The organism is Yoonia sp. R2-816 (assembly GCF_046762905.1).
Classification (GTDB): Bacteria; Pseudomonadota; Alphaproteobacteria; order Rhodobacterales; family Rhodobacteraceae; genus Yoonia.
In genome coordinates this window covers 1-2,406 of sequence record NZ_JBKQXN010000274.1, presented here as the reverse complement: position 1 = coordinate 2,406, position 2,406 = coordinate 1, and the positions used below count along the sequence as shown (strand labels likewise).

General features: G+C 54.3%; 3 protein-coding genes. All 3 read left to right on the top strand.

Annotated features, from left to right (window positions below; genetic code table 11):
* Positions 1-194 precede the first annotated feature (194 nt).
* The 3 genes from ACFWW2_RS16780 to ACFWW2_RS16770 all read left to right on the top strand — a co-directional run bounded on the left by ACFWW2_RS16780 (position 195) and on the right by ACFWW2_RS16770 (position 2,341).
* Positions 195-1,067, top strand: coding sequence for a hypothetical protein (locus ACFWW2_RS16780; RefSeq protein ID WP_393929808.1), 873 nt, complete (start codon positions 195-197; stop codon positions 1,065-1,067).
* 123 nt (positions 1,068-1,190) lie between these two features.
* Positions 1,191-1,742, top strand: a complete 552-nt coding sequence (locus ACFWW2_RS16775) for a recombinase family protein (protein ID WP_393929806.1) — start codon at positions 1,191-1,193, stop codon at positions 1,740-1,742.
* A 458-nt stretch (positions 1,743-2,200) separates the two neighbouring features.
* Complete coding sequence (locus ACFWW2_RS16770; RefSeq protein WP_393929804.1) at positions 2,201-2,341, top strand: hypothetical protein; 141 nt, start codon at positions 2,201-2,203, stop codon at positions 2,339-2,341.
* Positions 2,342-2,406: the final 65 nt, after the last annotated feature.

The window sequence follows — 2,406 nt, the reverse complement described above, 5'->3', positions numbered from 1 at the left end:
CAACACCGACCGCCTGTACAGCGCCATCGGATATGGCACGCCGCAAGAAGCAGAGGAGAAATTCTACAAAACCTTGAACGCTGATGAAAAAGCAGCCTAACTATTGAACCAATCCCTCTCCGGTAAAACCGGGGCGGTTCAATCTGGACAAACGGATCGATTTCGGGCCCTTGGCCGCATAATCGGAGAAACTCATGCCCACCTCGAAGAAACCCCGTAAGAAAACTTCCCCCAAAAAGCCCACCACTGACAATGTCGTTGCATTCGCGCCGGATCCGCGCGGCGTGGAAGGGACCATGGCAAATACGTTTGGCGCACCCTCTAGGGATCCGTTAGATCAGGCTCAGGAGATAATGTATGAGGCATGGGATAACGCTGTTCCAAAGCAGCGTGTTGCCCTGGCTCAGAAGGCGCTGAAAATATCGCCGCTGTGTGCCGACGCCTACAATCTTCTGGCAGAAGAGCACGCCAAAACACAAGAAGAGGCGTTGGACTATTACCGAAAGGCCGTAGAGGCGGGAAAAGAGGCTCTCGGATCTGACGGGTTCAAGGAGTATGCAGGGCATTTCTGGGGGTTTCTCGAAACCCGTCCCTACATGCGCGCTCGTTTGGGATTGGGTGAAGCACTTTGGGTCACAGGCCAGAAGGATGCAGCGATCGAGAATTTCCAGGAAATGCTCGAGCTCAACCCGGGAGACAATCAGGGCATCCGATATATCTTGGCGGCAAAACTGCTCAATGCTGGACGGATGAACGAGCTGAAACGGTTGCTCTCTACTTGTGCGGACGAATCCTCCGCAGATATCCAATACACTCGGGCCTTGGTCGCATATCTTGACGATGCTGGAGATGCTAAGGCGATTGCCCAGATCGCCTGGGAGACTAACCAATATGTTCCAGGCATGTTGTCCGGACGCACCCCATCTATTGAACTTCATGACTATATCACGAGAGGCGGCAAGGATGAGGCGTCTGGGTATGTGGAGGCTTTTGGTGGTGCGTGGAAGCGGATCCCTGGTGCGATCGACTGGATAGAAAATCTGACATCGCTCCTGACACCCAAATAACGACATTATGGGTACACTCATAGGAGACAGGATGATGTGACAGGCCAGAATGTCACAAATGAGTGGTCAGACATCTAATGTTACAGTATCAGGATACAAGCCACCCTAATGTGACAGATTGCCATGCCGAAGATAGGATACGCCCGCGTCAGCTCGTCTAGCCAGGACCTTGATGTTCAAAAAGCCAAGCTGAAGGCGGCAGGCTGTGAAGTCATGCGTTCGGAAACGGTTTCTGGTGCGTCCCGTGATGATCGATCCGAACTGGCAACGGTGATGGAGTTCCTGCGTGAAGGCGACGAGTTGGTCGTCCACCGCCTGGACCGCCTTGGTCGGTCCACCCGCGATGTTCTGAACCTGGTCCATGAACTGGATGTCAAAGGCGCGTCACTCCGCGTGCTTGAGCCGGAAGTCACCACTGCTGGCGACATGGGTCGCATGGTCATAACCGTTCTCGGGATGGTAGCTGACATGGAACTCAAGTTCATCCGTGACCGGCAGAAAGCCGGAATTGAAGCCGCCAAGGGTAAGGGTATCTACAAGGGGAGGCGGAAATCCGTTGATGATGAAGAAATCCGTCGATTGGCGAGCGAGGGCACCGCAAAAGCCCAGATCGCCCGTGATCTCGGCGTTTCAAGAATGACCGTCTACCGCGCCCTCGCGGATGCCGAGACCTGAAGCCGCCGTTTGTTCGGGGCGCGGCGGATTCAACGGAATAAGCCCTTACAAGACTTTTGCCCTCCTCCATTGCGTCCCTCGTGCGGTAAGTTGCGAACCCCGAGAAGTGGACATTCAAAACCAGGTGGCAAATGGCGGATGAGCGGGACCTGACGAGCTTTCGCTGCGACTGATCGGCTGTTGGGTTGGCCCGTGTTGACAAAGTGAACGTCTGACGGCGCAAGCCTCACCATAGCTGATGCCTATTCAAATATAGAATCCCGATATTTTCCATTTTGGTGATCTGGATCCATTGTTGGATGCGGGACGAATTGGCTGGACGTATTCGCGGGCAATCAGACAGCAAAAGTCAAAAGCAACAAAACTCTGGAACGCTGGCCAGGTCCCCCGCGTCACCGGCGGGTTCAGGACCAGGGCGAGATCACCGCAATTGCTCACAGATTGAATTGGAGAATTTAATGACCGTTATGAACAATGCACCTGTCGCGGCTGATGATACTGTTGATCCGAGTGAGTTCCTGGTTGTCAACGGCGGCGTAAAACCCTGCCACTGTGGCGGAGCAAAAGTCGGCCACTTGGTGGCGCGCCTTGGGGCGTGATGCCCTCAAATAGCAAGCACGTTCCAAGGCGCGTTGGCCGTTAGGCCAATCAGATGATGATTAGC

Bases quoted from the DNA above. Each gene is read 5' to 3' on its own strand.
- ACFWW2_RS16780 (WP_393929808.1), top strand. From the start codon at position 195: ATGCCCACCTCGAAGAAACCCCGTAAGAAAACTTCCCCCAAAAAGCCC.
- ACFWW2_RS16775 (WP_393929806.1), top strand. From the start codon at position 1,191: ATGCCGAAGATAGGATACGCCCGCGTCAGCTCGTCTAGCCAGGACCTT.
- ACFWW2_RS16770 (WP_393929804.1), top strand. From the start codon at position 2,201: ATGACCGTTATGAACAATGCACCTGTCGCGGCTGATGATACTGTTGAT.